Origin of the sequence: Bacillus paramycoides (assembly GCF_001884235.1) — a bacterium.
Classification (GTDB): Bacteria; Bacillota; Bacilli; order Bacillales; family Bacillaceae_G; genus Bacillus_A; species Bacillus_A paramycoides.
This window is the reverse complement of record NZ_MAOI01000079.1, coordinates 155,537-171,121: the sequence shown is the minus strand read 5'-3', so window position 1 is coordinate 171,121 and position 15,585 is coordinate 155,537. Positions and strand designations below refer to the sequence as shown.

General features: G+C 35.5%; 11 protein-coding genes, 2 pseudogenes and 4 other annotated features. Of the genes and pseudogenes, 2 read left to right on the top strand and 11 right to left on the bottom strand.

The features are described from left to right. Nucleotides 1–122 precede the first annotated feature (122 nt). From aroA to BAU28_RS16875, 6 genes are all read right to left on the bottom strand, one after another. Entirely contained in the window at nucleotides 123–1,412 is a 1,290-nt protein-coding gene (gene aroA / locus BAU28_RS16900) for a 3-phosphoshikimate 1-carboxyvinyltransferase (RefSeq protein WP_071719563.1), read from the bottom strand. A gap of 16 nt (nucleotides 1,413–1,428) precedes the next feature. Next, the gene (tyrA, locus tag BAU28_RS16895) at nucleotides 1,429–2,529 is read right to left on the bottom strand and encodes a prephenate dehydrogenase (protein ID WP_071719246.1); all 1,101 of its coding nucleotides are present in this window, start codon (nucleotides 2,527–2,529) and stop codon (nucleotides 1,429–1,431) included. Further along, nucleotides 2,522–3,622: a histidinol-phosphate transaminase gene (hisC, locus tag BAU28_RS16890; RefSeq protein ID WP_071719245.1), complete on the bottom strand. Its 1,101-nt coding sequence runs from the start codon at nucleotides 3,620–3,622 to the stop codon at nucleotides 2,522–2,524. The genes tyrA and hisC overlap by 8 nt, the downstream gene beginning before the upstream one ends. Nucleotides 3,623–3,640: 18 nt before the next feature. Next, complete coding sequence (gene aroC / locus BAU28_RS16885; RefSeq protein ID WP_071719244.1) at nucleotides 3,641–4,813, bottom strand: chorismate synthase; 1,173 nt, start codon at nucleotides 4,811–4,813, stop codon at nucleotides 3,641–3,643. Between the two features lie 53 nt (nucleotides 4,814–4,866). Continuing rightward, nucleotides 4,867–5,085 (bottom strand) — a binding site (T-box leader). A gap of 9 nt (nucleotides 5,086–5,094) precedes the next feature. After that, nucleotides 5,095–6,171, bottom strand: a complete 1,077-nt coding sequence (locus BAU28_RS16880) for a bifunctional 3-deoxy-7-phosphoheptulonate synthase/chorismate mutase (protein WP_025150835.1) — start codon at nucleotides 6,169–6,171, stop codon at nucleotides 5,095–5,097. Between the two features lie 195 nt (nucleotides 6,172–6,366). Next, nucleotides 6,367–6,603 (bottom strand) — a binding site (T-box leader). Between the two features lie 54 nt (nucleotides 6,604–6,657). Next, nucleotides 6,658–6,894 (bottom strand) — a binding site (T-box leader). 108 nt (nucleotides 6,895–7,002) lie between these two features. After that, nucleotides 7,003–10,485 (bottom strand): DUF4020 domain-containing protein, encoded by a 3,483-nt coding sequence (locus BAU28_RS16875; RefSeq protein WP_071719243.1) that lies wholly within the window; start codon nucleotides 10,483–10,485, stop codon nucleotides 7,003–7,005. A 180-nt stretch (nucleotides 10,486–10,665) separates the two neighbouring features. Between BAU28_RS16875 and BAU28_RS16870 the strand changes: the two genes are divergently transcribed. Then, nucleotides 10,666–11,103 carry a YndM family protein gene (locus BAU28_RS16870; protein ID WP_025150834.1) on the top strand — a complete coding sequence of 146 codons (438 nt, stop codon included), beginning with the start codon at nucleotides 10,666–10,668 and terminating at the stop codon, nucleotides 11,101–11,103. A gap of 178 nt (nucleotides 11,104–11,281) precedes the next feature. On the opposite strand, the gene BAU28_RS16865 is transcribed toward BAU28_RS16870, so the two are convergent. From BAU28_RS16865 to serS, 4 genes and pseudogenes are all read right to left on the bottom strand, one after another. Continuing rightward, the gene (locus BAU28_RS16865) at nucleotides 11,282–11,806 is read right to left on the bottom strand and encodes a cysteine hydrolase family protein (protein ID WP_071719242.1); all 525 of its coding nucleotides are present in this window, start codon (nucleotides 11,804–11,806) and stop codon (nucleotides 11,282–11,284) included. Then, on the bottom strand, nucleotides 11,803–12,360 hold the full coding sequence (locus BAU28_RS16860) for a GNAT family N-acetyltransferase (RefSeq protein WP_071719241.1): 558 nt from the start codon (nucleotides 12,358–12,360) through the stop codon (nucleotides 11,803–11,805). The genes BAU28_RS16865 and BAU28_RS16860 overlap by 4 nt, the downstream gene beginning before the upstream one ends. Before the next feature lie 9 nt (nucleotides 12,361–12,369). Continuing rightward, nucleotides 12,370–12,543 (bottom strand): annotated as a pseudogene (locus BAU28_RS16855) (YfzA family protein); the annotation flags it as partial. Between the two features lie 285 nt (nucleotides 12,544–12,828). Beyond that, nucleotides 12,829–14,103, bottom strand: coding sequence for a serine--tRNA ligase (gene serS, locus BAU28_RS16850; protein ID WP_071719240.1), 1,275 nt, complete (start codon nucleotides 14,101–14,103; stop codon nucleotides 12,829–12,831). Between the two features lie 106 nt (nucleotides 14,104–14,209). After that, nucleotides 14,210–14,442: a binding site (T-box leader), on the bottom strand. A 288-nt stretch (nucleotides 14,443–14,730) separates the two neighbouring features. Here serS and BAU28_RS16845 point away from each other — a divergent pair. Then, a complete protein-coding gene (locus BAU28_RS16845; protein ID WP_071719239.1) occupies nucleotides 14,731–15,234 on the top strand; it encodes a kinase in 504 nt (167 codons plus the stop codon). A 29-nt stretch (nucleotides 15,235–15,263) separates the two neighbouring features. Here the strand turns inward: BAU28_RS16845 and BAU28_RS16840 are convergent. Beyond that, nucleotides 15,264–15,572 (bottom strand): annotated as a pseudogene (locus tag BAU28_RS16840) (hypothetical protein); the annotation flags it as partial. Nucleotides 15,573–15,585: the final 13 nt, after the last annotated feature.

Genomic DNA, 15,585 nt, shown 5'->3' with positions numbered 1-15,585 from the left:
CTGGAATATATCGAATACAACTTTATATCGACGCTTCGACATAGAATATCGATTTACCGACAAATATCAACATCTATCTTATATAAAAAAGCAGATACATTATGTATCTGCTTCTCACCATATTATTTAGCTAACGTTTGCAGCTCTTCAAAAAATGTAGGGTATGATACACCTACTGCTTCTGCATCTTCAATCGTTGTTTTCCCTTTAGCTATACAGCCGGCAATCGCAAGCATCATTCCAATGCGGTGATCTCCGTGACTATGTACTGTATCGCCCTTTAAAGTTGCTTTACCGTAAATAATCATTCCATCATCAGTTGCTTCAATGCGGGCTCCGAGTTTCGTTAATTCAGCAACGACTGTATCGATACGATTCGTTTCTTTCACTTTTAACTCGTGTGCATCTTTAATGACTGTAATTCCTTCTGCTTGTGTTGCTGCTAAAGCGATAATTGGTATTTCGTCGATCAATCTTGGAATAATGTCTCCGCCAATTTCAATTCCTTTTAGCGAAGATGTTTCAATTGTAATGTTTGCAGCAGGTTCTGATGCATCTTCATTAATTCGTTCTATAGTAAATGTAGCGCCCATTTGCTCTAAAACATCTATAATACCTGTTCGAGTCGGATTCATTCCTACATTTTGTAATAGTAGTTTACTATTTGAAATAATCGCTCCTGCTACTAAGAAAAATGCGGCTGATGATACGTCACCTGGAACTTGAACATCTGTTCCTTTTAGCTTTTGTCCACCAGCTAGTTTTACAGTTTTTCCTTCACGAGTTACTGTAACGCCAAACGCCTCAAGCATTCTTTCTGTATGATCACGAGAAATATGCGGTTCTGTAACAGCTGTTACACCTTCTGCACGAAGACCTGCAAGTAAAATAGCTGACTTTACTTGTGCACTTGCGACAGGTGAAGTATATTCGATCGCTTTTAAATCTCCACCACGTATTGTAAGCGGCGTAAACGTTCCTTCTTCTCGGCCATCAATATTTACGCCCATTTGCTTTAATGGATTTGTTACACGTTGCATCGGTCTCTTCGCAATTGATGCATCACCCTGTACACAAGAAAAGAACGGTGTGTTTGCCAATATACCTGACATTAATCGTATCGTTGTACCAGAATTACCTACATCTAAAACTTGTTTCGGTTCTTGTAAACCTTCTAATCCTTTTCCAACTACCGTAACTTCGTCTCCATTTTGCGTAATTTCTACTCCCATTTCTTTAAAACAAGAAATGGTACTTAAACAATCTGCACCAGGTAGAAACCCTTGAATTGTTGTTTTTCCTTCTGCGATTGCGCCAAACATGACAGCGCGATGCGAAATGGATTTATCACCAGGGATTTTAATTGTGCCATTCAATCCATTAGTTACAGGTTGTATTGTTGTTTCTTTCACGTTCTCACCTTCTTTTTTAAATTGTTTCATACGTTTGGTATTCTTCTATTCCTAGTGCTAGCTTTGCCTGCATGCGATCTTCTTCTCTTTGGAAACTAATTCGTAACACTCCAAGTAGTCCTTCGCGCGCTTCTAATATTTGCAAGTTTGTAATACTAATTTCTTCTTCTGCCAGAATACTCGTAATATGAGCTAAAGCCCCTACTTTATCTAAAACATCGACGTATAAGTCGTGATAGGCAGGAATTGCGCCCCTCTTTCGTACTGGTAAAGAATCACGGTATTCTTTTGCGTCAGCAAAATAGTTTTGTATTTCACCTTCGTCTCCTTTAGAAACCGTCTTATATAACTCTTCCATTTCAGAAATCCATTCTTCTAATAGTTCCAATAAATGCTCGCGGTTTTGTTTTACAATATCACTCCACATTTTCGGACTACTTGATGCAATACGTGTAATATCTTTAAATCCGCCTGCAGCTAGTTGATGAATAAGCGGATTATCACCAGCGTGCTTCTCAACTTGTTTCACTAATCCTGCTGCTATCAGATGCGGAAAATGACTAACAATTCCTGTTACATAATCGTGTTCCTTTGTATTTAAAACGAGAAAATGCGAGCCTGTTCCTTTTAACCATTCTTTTAGCTCATCCACTTGATCAGTTGGTACGTGATTCATTGGTGTTAAAATGTAAAATGCGTTTTCGAATAAGTGTGCCTTTGCACTTTCAACGCCAGTTTTATGAGAACCTGCCATCGGATGTCCGCCGATAAAAGAAACTTTCTTTGATAATAAAGCTTCCGCTTCATTCATAATTGTCCCTTTTGTACTTCCTACATCGGTAACGATAACATCTTCTCGTAAATGAAATGATGCTAGTTTGTGTATTAACTTTTTTGTTTCTTCAACTGGAGAGGCAAAAATAATTAAATTTGCCTCCTCACATGCACGCTGTATATCTACTGCTACTTCGTCAACTACATGTAATTCTTTTGCGCGCTCTACTTGTTCTTTAAATATATCATAGCCGATAATCGTTGCATCGTGCTCTTTTTTTATCGCTAACGCAAGAGAGCCTCCTATTAATCCTGCTCCAATTAATACTACCTTTTTACACATGTGCCTCATCTCGAGACTTACTTTTTTTATTTTCAAAGTGTTGTTTTAACACTGAAATCACTCCCTCATTTTGTTCCCTTGTACCAATTGTAATGCGTACGCCATTTGGAAACGGACGAATAATAAACCCAGCGTGCGCACAAGCTTCATAAATTTCTCCAGCATTCTCTACTGGCAAAAAGATAAAGTTCGTTTGTGATGGATAAAACGGGATTTCATTTTCTTTACAAAAACTTTCGTACTGTTGTAATCCCTCTTCGTTAACACGTACTATTTCTTCAATAAACGCTTCATCACTAAAGGCAATCGTTGCAGCTTTTTGTGCTAATGAAGACACGTTAAACGGCAAACGAACGACATTTAATTTCTCGATTAATTCTTCTTGTCCAATCGCATACCCAACGCGAAATGATGCTAAACCGTACGCTTTAGAAAACGTTCTTAATATAAGAAGGTTTTTATGTTTTTCTAATAGTGGTAACGTCTCTGGGAAATCTTTCGCGGTTACATATTCATAGTATGCTTCGTCAATGACAATTAACGTCTTTTCACTAACTCCCTCAATAAATTGATTTAATTTTCGCTCATTAACATGTGTGCCTGTCGGATTATTCGGGTTACAAATCCAAACGATTTTTGTATGTTTATCAATCACTGAAGAAATTCCAACTAAGTCATATACACCGTTATTTAAAGGAACTTCTTTCACTTCACATCCTTCAATAACCGCATGATGACGATACTGAGGAAATGTTTCGCCAGCTGTTACGATATTATCTCCTTTACATAGCACTGCACGGCTTATAATTTGAATAACTTCATCAAGTCCACTACCACAAAGCACTTGTTCCATTTGCACTTGTAATTTCTCTGCAATCGTTTGACGGAGCTTTGCAGCACCTCCGTCAGGATATAAAGCATGTTCTTGCCACGATTTTTGTAATTCTCCTAAAACACGAGGTGAACAGCCAAATGGATTTTCATTTGATGCTAACTTAACAAATGAATGATTCCCGTATACTTCTTTCATTTGCTCTGGTGATTTACCTGGTTTATACGGTTGTAATGATGATAGTTGATCTTTTACTCGCATGTTAAACCCGCCTTTTTATTAAAATTCTTTTGCGTATTTGTTATGTTGCGTAATGTTTTGCTTTAATAATGCCATGCGATCTTTTCCGAATTGTTCGACTAGTGCATCTGCAAGTTCCCATGCCACAACAGCTTCAGCTACTACACCTGCTGCGGGTACTGCACAGCTATCAGATCTCTCAATACTCGCTTGGAACGCTTCCTTCGTATCAATATCTACGCTTGCTAACGGTTTATATAATGTAGGAATTGGCTTCATCACACCTCTTACTACAATTGGCATACCTGTTGTCATACCGCCTTCTAAGCCACCTGCATTATTTGTTTTTCTTGTGTAGCCTTTTTCTTCATCCCACTTAATTTCATCGTGCACTTTACTTCCTGGCTGTCTTGCCGCTTCAAAACCAATTCCGATTTCAGCACCTTTAAACGCATTCACGCTCATAATAGCACCGGCAAGTTTTGCATCTAATTTACGATCGTAATGAACGTAGCTACCAACTCCAATTGGCATACCTTCTGCAATTACCTCAACAATACCACCGATTGAATCTCCGCTACTTTTCGCATCATCAATCGCATCCATCATTTCTTGTTCTACTTCTTTATCTAAGCATCGAACTGGTGAGTTTTCAGTAATCATTTGAATTTCTTCAATCGGTAAGTGAGTAATATGCTTCGCTTTTACTCCGCCAATTTCAAGGACATGCCCTGCAATTTCCACACCTAATTCTCTCAAAATTTGTTTCGCAACTGCACCAGCTGCAACTCTAACTGTCGTTTCTCTTGCAGAAGAGCGCTCTAACACGTTTCTTATATCACGATGGCCGTATTTAATTGCCCCGTTTAAATCCGCATGTCCTGGACGTGGTTTCGTTATAGTACGTTTCATTTCTTTACTTTCTTGTTCTGAAATTGGCTCTGCACCCATTACTTTCGTCCAATGTTTGAAATCATCATTTTTTACGATTAACGTAATTGGTGAACCAAGTGTCATTCCGTGACGTACACCACTTACAATTTCAACTGTATCTGTTTCAATTTGCATGCGTCTTCCGCGTCCATGCCCTTTTTGTCTTCTTAATAACTCTTTATTAATATGTTCCGCCGTGAGTGTTAAACCTGCTGGTACACCTTCTAAAATAACTGTTAACTGCGGACCATGTGATTCTCCAGCTGTAATATATCTCATTTCTCTTGCCCCTTTATTATTTTTTTGTACAAAAAAGTCCCTACTGAGCGCTCAGTAGGGACGATGTTTATCGCGGTACCACCCTAGTTGTAGACTTATTTCGTCTACCTCTCTTCTTCTTTAACGATCATTTGACCGTCTTTCCCTCCATAAGTGGCGGGAAAGATGCTCCAAGGCTGTAATTCATGCTTACCTTTGTACTGATTCACACCGACCATCAGCTCTCTTTAACAGTGAGATAAGCACTACTGTTTCCTCTTCAGCGCATATATGATATGGAATTAAGATAATTTATTTTTGAAACCTTTTAACTCATCCATGAATCTATGGAATTCTGGAATATCCATTTGCTGTGCAGAATCTGATAACGCAACTGCTGGGTCTGGATGTACTTCCGCCATTACTGCATCTGCTCCAATTGCAAGTGCCGCTTTCGCTGTTGGTAATAATAGATCTCTACGTCCAGTTGAATGCGTTACGTCAACGATAACTGGTAAATGTGTTTCTTTCTTTAAAATCGGTACTGCTGAAATATCTAATGTGTTACGTGTCGCTCTTTCGTATGTGCGAATACCGCGCTCACAAAGAATAATTTGGTCGTTACCTTGCGCAATAATGTATTCCGCTGCATTAATGAACTCATCAATTGTTGCTGCTAAACCACGTTTTAATAATACTGGCTTGTTAACTTTACCTACAGCTCGTAGTAAATCAAAGTTTTGCATGTTACGTGCCCCAACTTGAATTACATCAACGTATTTTAGCGCCATTTCTACGTCATTCGGATTTAAAATTTCACTAATAATCGCTAAGTCGAACTCATCTGCTACTTGGCGTAAAATTTGTAAACCTTCTACTCCTAAACCTTGGAAATCGTATGGAGATGTTCTCGGTTTGAAAGCACCACCACGCATTAATTTAAGTCCTTGATCTTTCATCGCTTGCCCTACTTGGCGAACTTGCTCTAAGCTTTCTACTGCACAAGGTCCCATAATGAACGTTTGTGTTCCGTTTCCAATTAATTCACCTTTAACATTAACAATTGTATTTTCTTTTTTCTTTTTACGTGATACTAGTAATGCTTTACGGTTATCATCTTCTTGTAGTTCTAAGCTTGCTTTGAAAATCGTTTTGAAAATATGTTGAACCGTTGACGTTTCGAATGGTCCTTCGTTATGCTCTGCAATCATATCAAGTACTTCACGCTCACGTACTGGATCAAAGCGTTTCGTACCTTGCACTTGTTTTTGCTCCCCAATTTTTTGAACGATTTCACCTCGTTTGTTTAAAAGGTGTAGTAATTGTAAATTGATTTCATCTACCTGTTTACGTAATTGATCTAATTCATGATTTGCCATTTGGAAATCCTCCTCTAATGTTTTAAAAGTATAGTAAGAGAATGGAAAATTCTCTATTTTCTGAACTGATAAATTATACAAATTCATTGTGGAATCGATACCTCTTCTTATTTTAAACTAATAATTAGTACAAAGACACTATCTACTAGTTAAAATCCCACTTTTTTTGTACAAAAAATCCCTACTGATCCAATCAGTAGGGACGATATTTATCGCGGTACCACCCTAGTTGTAGACTTATTTCGTCTACCTCTCTTCATTGTTAACGATCATTTGACCGTCTTCCCCTTCATAAAGACAATAAGTATCTTTACTTTGAAAAAGATGCTCCAGGACTGTAATTCGCTCTTGTTTTTGTACTGGTTCGCACCAACCACCAGCTCTCTGTTACAGGGAAACAACAACTACTCCTTTTCCTTTCAACGCATGTTTATTTTATTTTCAAGTTGGGCCACCAAAATACAAAAAGTCCCTACTGAATAAATCAGTAGGGACGATATTTATCGCGGTACCACCCTAGTTGTAGACAATATTTCTGTCTACCTCTCTTCACTGTTAACGATCAATTGACCGCTCTTTCTTCATAAAGACAATCGTATCTTTACTACGAAAAAGATGCTCCAAGACTGTAATTCATGATTATCCCTGTACTGGTTCACACCAACCACCAGCTCTCTGTTACAGTAAGACTAACCACTACTGTGATCTCTTCATTGCACTTTGTTTATTCAAATGTTTTTGAAATTGAATAAGTATGATTCGTATTATAGAACGCTTTTTAAAATACTGTCAACAACTTTTTATTTATTTTTTAAAAATTCCGCTACCGCCCTATAGTCCCTCTTGTAAATTCCCCATTACAATTCCGATACGAATCATCTCATTTTCAATTAAATTTAATACATGTTTTTCTACTTCATACTGGATTAATAGTTCTTTTATTTGTATGATTTCATTTTCAAGTAAATCAGCTTCTTGACGTGTTTGAAGTAAAATAAAAAACACATTTGCAAACAGCTCTTTATATTCTTTCATACTATCCTTCTTTTCAAGCATCTCAATAAATAACTGTTTCATTTCTTCTTGATTACATTGCCCTTCTACACCTAGAAATTTACTCGAAATAATACAAAGTCCTTTTTCTAAAATTTCATCCATGCATAAAACAATACGTAAAAGCATCATATACTCTCTCGTTGTTATTACGCCCATTTTCGGACGTTCTCTTAAAAATACACTTAGCCACGCTGTCCAAAATTTTTGTTGTTCCTTTCCGCTTAACGTTTTTACGTAGTAGCATACATACTGCATAAATTTAATTTTATTATTTTCGTTTACTTGCATTAAAAGTGGATACAACCAATCTGTTTTTTGCTCCCAATACAGCACACATTTAATAAATACAAAACTAAGCCATTTTAAAAATGCTTCTCTCGTATACGGATGTAGCGCCTCTAAATGCTCTACTGCATATTTAATATATCTCTTCATTTCTGTAAATAGAGGTAAATTAATTTGCGTATAACATAATCCCGCCCACGCATATTTGGTCAGCTCATTTTCTTTCTTTAAATCTAAGTAAGGTAATACATATTTTCGACACCATTGCTTCTCAATATGGTATAAAAACGTAATATCTGCTGTTAAACGAGCTAACATAAAGTTCGTTCTTTCCGAAGAAACCCTTACCTGTTCCTCAAATAAAAATAAATATTCATACACATTGCGATCATATAAGTGATCGTATGCTAACAGTTTTAGTAATACAGCAGTCATCTTCCCCACCGGATGCTGTATAGACTCATTGTAAAACTCTTGTTTTCCAATTTTAAAATCCGTTTCCCCTCTCATAACTTGTGGAAATACTGAAAAAGCAAAGCGCTTTACAACCCGTATACTATTCTCTTCTAGCTCTTCTAATCGATTGCTAATTTCATATAAAAAACTACTAATTAACCAATGAAAAGTAGTATTTCTAACAAACTTCTGTAATAACGGAATGATCCTTTGAATTTGCTCATTCGTCAAATTCCTATTATTTCGCCATTCTCTAATACAAACAAACCAAACTTCATTACTAATTTCGTGCACGCCTACTAGTTGATAAGCAAACGAAATACTCCACTCTACATTTAATTTACATGCTTTTGATAACATCTCTAAAAAATGGCGTTGCTCAAAAACACCATCTTGAGAAAACTGCCGAACTTGCTTCATTATTTCATCGTCTTTCAGCTGTAGTAATCCGTCTGCTGTTACATTACACGTAATGCTTTGTTCAATAGACTCTTTCTTTGGAACACTGTATCGATCAGAAGAAAAATGAGGGTGCTTCTGTTTCATTAATTCATATCCTTCTATCGTGCATCGACTATTCGAATCGCATGCAAATAATGAATCTAAAACGAGACAAGCATCAAACGCCCTCTCTTCTGCAAGATGTTCTAATACATTTTGAATAATTTCTTCTTTTGTTTCTTCTAAAGCGTCAGCATAATAAATCTTTAAAAGTTGAAACACTTCATGTTTATATGTGAAATCTAAAAGAAGGCCTTCATATAGTAACCACTTTAATTTGACATCCGCAGTAACGAATACATTTTTACTCATTGCTTCAATCGCAATTCGCTTTTGAAGTACACTATCTGTTTCTATCATTTCTGTAATATAATAATTCGCTTTTTTCTCATTGTTTTCACATAAATATGTAAGACATTCTTTTACAATTTGAATTAAAAATGTAAAATCATTTTGCTGTAACTCTTGCTCTGAAATTTCTCTATCTCTTTTTTTCAGTGCATTTTGTCTTAATGACAATAATTGTATCTTTTCTAATCCCATAACCATAATCGGAGCGGCATAGTAAGAGATATGTGGTCTCATTTTCTCCTTCCAAATTCGCTCTACATGAGAAAAAATAGGCACCGACAAACGACTCGATTCCTCAAGTTCTATCGATTCTTGCGTATCATTTCCCCATTTTCTTACACGCTTCAATTTCAGTTTTCCGTCCAAAATAAACGTTAACAACAACAAGCCAATTTCTTTATGTTCAGGGAAAGAACATTTTTGCAATAAGTATGAAATCATTTCAATAGAGCTACTATCTTTTTCTGCCGTTTCTAATACAAGCAATGTCCATTTTGCAAACAACAAAGGGTCCATCGTTTCTTTCGTTTCGTTCAAGTAAGTACAAATTGTTCGCCATAATAACGGGGATATTTTAGAATGATTTTTAAAAATCAATTGAAATAGTTCTTTTTGATGGCTAAAAAGAAATTGCTCCACTAACCATTCCGCAAGTAACTCATCTACTTCATCATAATTTGGCGTAAGCAAAAATAAATTTCTTAGTTTCCCCTCTGCTTCAAGCCATTCCACCCATTCATACTCACGTGCAAATTCAACAAAGTACCGAACTGTTTCTATTTTTTTTATTGACTGTTTTACATACGATAATTGCTCCTGCTCTACTGATGGAGGAACTGTTACAATATCACGAATACGCATTCTTTTTGTAATATAATTATCACCCATTAATTCCGCCCATCGCTTCACCGCTTTCACAAGTGATTGGTGATTATTTGCTTTATTTGGATACACAATTGGTCTTATCCCTAAATGCTCCCAATGGTATGTATTATCACCTTGTGCGACGAAAGCATAACGCCTTGTACTCGGTGGTAAACCTGTTGCTAAATATTTCATTACTGGGTCATTATGACTATACCCAACGAATAAAACGGTGTAATTTGAGAATAGATCCACTAAAAATCGTCTCGCCCAACCTTCCGTTAAGTAAGCCCTTCCAAAATCACCATCTGTTAAAATTAAAGCTTCTTTCTCCTGTTCTATATTTCCATGTATGTAAGCCAATCCTTTAAACGCTCTCCCTGTCGGTAAAGCAGGTGCATAATAAATATTCAGCTCTCTATTCATTTCAGCAATTACAGACGTAAAATGTTGATCAAAGTTTGTCGTTACAATTCGAACATCCGTATCTAATGGAAACAACCTTGGAATGGCATAATGTAATGGGTTCGGTTTTGATTTTTCTATATTAACGAGATCTCTTGCAACTTGATGCACATCTTTCGTTTTCGCAATTTTACCAAGATAATAATCGTGGGGTTCTGTCATCTCACGCTTTTCGACATATAAAGCTTTCGAAATTTCATCAACTAAATCATCGAAATTCGGTAAGTTTGATTTCCCCTTCATAGAAACTCCTGCTCCAACGAATAATACTAACTTCCCTTGTTCAAGGTGATCGATTAACTCATCTGGAATTTCTACTTCTGAAGTAATCCACATTTGGATTCCCCCTTACCTAAAAATGTCATACGCTCTCATTTTACTATAACATTTTTTCGTTGTTTTTTTAATATTTAGACAAAAAATCAAACATGAAAAAGTTTTATATAAATTAAACCGTTACAATGTATGAACTCCTGAATTTATTGTAAAACTATGTATAAATCGGAGGTGTAAATATTGAATGATTTTACTGTAATAGTAATCAAATTTATATCGTGTATCATCGCTTTTAGTATCGGATTAGCTTTATTTTTCCCAGCAACGCTCGTCCAAATTATTTCTTTTAGTCTATTTGTCACAATCGTTTCTTATATGTTTGTTAATAAAATTATTTTAAATCGAATTGGCGATTCTGCTGCCATTATGACAAACTTTTTACTAACGTATTTAAGCGTTTGGATTTTCGGTAATATATTATTAGACAACTACATGCAAATTGCATGGGGTAGTATCCTTTCTGCTATCGTCTTTACATTATCAGAAGTAATCGTCCATCGTTTTTCACATTCACGCACGCGTCATAACAACGATAATATTCGTATTAATCGCAGATTTGCATATGGTACAGAGTTCGCTGAAGAGCAAAATATATTAGATAAAGATAAGAAGAAATAACATTTTGGTGAAGGAGCTCCCTTTTTGATAAAGTGGTGCTCCTTTTTTTTGTACAATCATTTCGGTACATGAAATTACACCGGCGATTTTTTAGATAGATCGGTTCTCCGACATTATTCGACAACTTGTCTTTCAATAAAAAAAGCTGCCTCCCATTCAGAGACAGCAACTTCTGTAATTACGCTTCTACTTTTAAATCTTTTAACGTAATAACATCCGCAAATGATCCAAGCACTACGTTATGATGTTTCACAATATCTTCAGCACGTAATACATCTGTATCAAACGTGCTATGGGCATCACTTACTAACGTTACTTTATATCCTTCACTAAACGCTCTACGCGTTGTTGTATCAACACAATACTGTGTTTGCATTCCTGAAATAATAACATGTTCAATTCCTTTTTCTTGTAAAACTTCATTCAAGTTCGTCTTATTAAATGAATCGGGTGTTGTCTTTTCAACAATACTATCACCCTCTTGCGGAGCTATCGCCGCATGTACTTTCCAACCATCTGTCCCCTTTTCTAACGGATGATCTTTTGGCCCGTTATGTTGCACATAAATAACCGGAATACTATTCGAACGACATTCTTGAATAAGTCCTTGCAACGTTTCTAATAACTTTTCCCCATTATGTACTGGCATTCCCGCTGTATACATACCCGCTTGTACATCAATAACTATTAATGCTTTTTTCATTTCACACAGCTCCCTTTATTTTTATTATATTCCACCATCCAACAATCTTCTAATTTCCCCTCATGTAATTCATGTTCTTTTAGTACTTTCACCTTTCTAAACCCGCATTTTTCATAACAGCTTATCGCACGTACATTATTTACTCTAGGGTCCATCGCTATCGCTTCCACACCTATTTTCTCCATAATGTATGTAATTGCTGCTTGAACGAGATCAGTTCCAATTCCTTTTCCCCAATACGCTGGTTCACCGATGAATTGGTCCATGCCCCATACATTTTGTGATTCTTCATATCCATATAAAGCTTTCCATTCGGAATCAACAGGGTACATTTGTATGTAACCAATCGGCATTTCATCAAATTCTACTAAACATCTTTTTTCATTACTGTTTGGGTTATGTATAAAATGATCGAGTACCTTTTCTACAGATTGCGGATTATCTCTTCCTTCGTAATACTGTAAAACTTCTGGATCTGTTAACCATTTAGAGATGATAGATGCATCTTTGTCGTTAACATATCTAACAAATAAATTTCCTTCTTGAAATAGCATGTGACACCTCTATTGTTCATTTATATTTTTTCTTGATGTTAAATCTTTAATTGCACCTATTAATGCGTATGGTAGTAATGTAAGGGTAAAAAATGCTGTATACAAGTTGAATTGTGAGGTTTTATACGGAGCAAATGTTTCTGTAAAGAACTTTGAGTTTGCAATTCTTTCAAATAATCCCCCTTTGTTATTCATCATATTGATTATACAATTAATTGTATTTACCTTCCATAAACTCTTAAATTATGTAACTTTCAAATAAAGTTTGAGCAAAATTCAGCTACTAAATTGATTTTTCAGCCAAAGAAACCCAAACATTTCGAAAAAATATTTTTCAAAGTGTTTGGGTTGTTTATTGTTAGTGAATAATTTGTTATTAATTTAATAAAAATTAATAACTATTTTATATACACAACGATTTGACTCTTCTGTAAATAATTAGATTTACACTTCAAATTAGCATCTTACTTATTTAATAACTTCTAATCCACCCATGTATGGACGTAATACTTCTGGGATAATAACTGTGCCATCTTTTTGTTGGTAGTTCTCTAAAATAGCTGCTACTGTACGACCTATAGCTAATCCAGAACCATTTAATGTATGTACAAATTCTGGTTTAGCACCTTGTGTACGACGGAAACGTATACTTGCACGACGCGCTTGGAAATCTTCACAGTTTGAGCAAGAAGAAATTTCACGATATATCCCATAGCTAGGTAACCAAACTTCAATATCATATGTTTTCGCAGCTGGAAATGCCATATCAGCTGTGCATAATACGATTACTCGATAAGGTAATTGTAATAATTGTAGTACTCTTTCAGCATTTGCTGTTAATTTTTCTAACTCGTCGTATGATTCTTCTGGCTTTGTATATTTAACCATTTCAACTTTACTAAATTGGTGCCGACGAATAAGTCCTCTCGTATCACGTCCTGCACTACCAGCTTCAGAACGGAAACATGGCGTATAAGCGGTAAAATTAATAGGTAAATCTTCACCATTTAAAATTTCATCACGATAATAGTTTGCTAATGGCACTTCCGCCGTTGGAATTAAAGAGTAATCTGTGTCTTTTAATGTAAATACATCCTCCTTAAATTTCGGGAATTGTCCTGTTCCTAATAAACTATCGCTATTTACGATAAATGGTGGAATCACTTCCGTATACCCATGTTCTTCAACATGTAAATCTAACATAAAGTTAGCTATTGCTCGCTCTAAACGTGCTCCCAAGCCATTGTAATATACGAAGCGACTTCCTGTTACTTTTGCTGCCCGTTCAAAATCTAGTAATCCTAATTTCTCAGCAACTTCCCAATGTGGTTTTGCTTCAAATGAAAATTCGTTTATTTCTCCCCACTTACGTATTTCAACATTATCATCTTCTGATACTCCAATAGGCACTGCTTCATTAGGGATATTTGGTAATGCCAATAATATAGAATTCAATCCCTCTTCTACATTGCGTAACTCATCATCTAACGTTTTAATCTTGTCGCCTACTTCACGCATTTCACTAATAAGTTCATTAGCACCTTGTTTTTCACGCTTTAACTTCGCAATTAGCTCAGATACCTCGTTACGTTTACTTTTTAATTCTTCAACTCCTACTAACAATTCACGACGCCTTTGATCCAATTCTTCAAATTTATCTAATTCAAGAAACTCTCCGCCGCGATTAATCAATTTTTTCTTTACTTCTTCAAAATTAGCACGTAATACTTTTACATCTAACATGTCTTATCTCTCCTTTAATAAATGAATAATGCCATCTTCTTCGTTCACGTTAAACTTTTAAGGTAGGGAATTTTACTAAAAAAACACAAAAAACTCCCGTCCCTATAAAAGGGACGAGAGTTAACCCGCGTTGCCACCCTAGTTAAAAGCGCAGAAAATATACGCCTTCCACTTAAAATATTAACGGCTTTTAGCCGGAAACGATTACTAACTTCATATTTTGAAGTGTTCCACATTTCGCTCAAGGACGGATTCACAAGCTCTTTCTATCGGTTCACACCACCCACCGACTCTCTAAAAGAAAAGATACCTGTTACTATTTCCTTTCATCGTTTTCAAACAATATAAATTTTAATTATCATTACTTTACAATAATTCTGTTTACTTATCAAGGAATTATTGCATCTTTAAAATAAAGAGTTCATATAATCAAACCACAAATACACTGGAGGTTTTTTACGATGATTTTACATATTCGTTTTATCTTAAAAATCCCCAAATCAAATCACAATAAGAGCTTATACTGTTCAACTCAAATTTAATATCATAAACTATTACTTAACCAAATAAGAAATTTTCCATATAAAGATATTTTTACAAAAACTAAAACAATCTGGAGATGAGACTTTGAAATCAACATTAATCATTCTTCGAGGAAACTCCGCAAGTGGCAAGACAACAATCGCAAAAGAACTGCAAGAACATTTCGGTCAAGGTACACTATTAGTCTCTCAAGATGTTGTGCGTAGAGATATGTTAAAAGTCCACGACACTATGGGCAATCTATCTCATGATTTAATTTTTGAGATTACGAAGTACGGAAAAGGAAAATGCGAATTTGTTATTTTAGAAGGTATACTAAACAGTCGTAGGTACGGTGATATGTTAAAAGAATTAATACATTATTTTGAAGGAAACGCTTATACATATTATTTTGACTTATCACTTGAAGAAACGATTAGACGGCATAATACGAGAGAAAAACGACTTGGATTTGGAGAAGATTTATTAAGTAAATGGTATAACCCGCACGATACAATTGAAGTTGATAGAGAAACTGTCTTTACAGATGATTTTACGCAAAAAGGCATATTTCATGCGATTGTTAATGATGTGACGCAACAAAAATAAGACTGACTCATCATGTCAGTCTTACTTTATTATGTTCCTTGTATTTCAGTTTTCATAACTGAACACTCTTTACATAAGTAAAAATATATCTTCATTTCACCAAACCGAGAATCAACTACTGAAATAAGTTCCCGTTCTTCAAGATCTTGTGTAATTGTAGCAACATATTTCATCTCTTTAGAACAAGTGGGACATCCTAAATCTTCTGGAACATCATCGTATAAAGGCACTCCTAACAATCTACATACATATTCCGAACCGAATAAGTCAAAGGCTTCCCAATAACTGTCTTCATCAGTAGGTATATCTTCATTTTTCATATTCGTTAGCTTTACATTAACTCAGTAGGTC